This is a genomic window from Bradyrhizobium sp. (assembly GCF_016462955.1).
Lineage (GTDB): Bacteria > Pseudomonadota > Alphaproteobacteria > Rhizobiales > Xanthobacteraceae > Bradyrhizobium.
On sequence record NZ_JAEMSD010000018.1, the window covers coordinates 24,735 to 25,523 of the forward strand.

Genomic DNA, 789 nt, shown 5'->3' on the forward strand with positions numbered 1-789 from the left:
GTTCAACGACGGCCCGATCACGCCGAACAACGCGTTCTTCGTGCGCTATCACCTCTCCGACCTGCCTTACGATCTCGACCCCGACAAGTTCACGCTCGAGGTCAAGGGCAAGGTCGACAAGCCGCTGAAACTTTCGCTGAAGGACATCAGGAAGATCAAGGCGACGGAGATCGTCGCCGTCAACCAGTGCTCAGGCAACAGCCGCGGCTTCTTCGAGCCGCGCGTCGCCGGCGGGCAGCTCGCCAACGGCGCGATGGGCTGTGCGCGCTGGCGCGGCGTGCCGCTGAAGTCCGTGCTGGCGATGGCGGGTGTGCAGAGCGGCGCCAAGCAGGTGACGTTTGGCGGCATGGACGGACCGGTCAACGACAAGACGCCCGATTTCGTCAAGGCGCTCGATCTCGATCACGCCACCGACGGCGAGGTCATGCTGGCCTACGGCATGAACGGCGAGGATCTGCCGTTCCTCAACGGCTTCCCGCTGCGCCTGATCGTGCCCGGCTATTACGGCACCTACTGGGTCAAGCACCTCAACGAGATCACCGTCATCGACAACGTCTACGATGGGTTCTGGATGAAGTCGGCTTATCGCATTCCGGATACGCCGAACAACGCCATCGAGCCGGGCACCACGCCCAAGGCCACCATCCCGATCAATCGCTTCACCATCCGCTCCTTCATCACGAGCGTCCCCGATGGCGCCAAGCTGAAGGCGGGAGGGACCACGTTGCGCGGCATCGCCTTCGATGGCGGAAAGGGCATCAGGGAGGTCGAGGTCTCCACCGACGGCGG

Annotated in this window: 1 protein-coding gene; it reads left to right on the forward strand. The window is 63.8% G+C overall.

All coding sequences use genetic code 11. The features are described 5' to 3' along the window. The coding region (locus JHD07_RS03965; RefSeq protein ID WP_291619225.1) for a molybdopterin-dependent oxidoreductase at positions 1-789 on the forward strand (789 nt) is incomplete at both ends.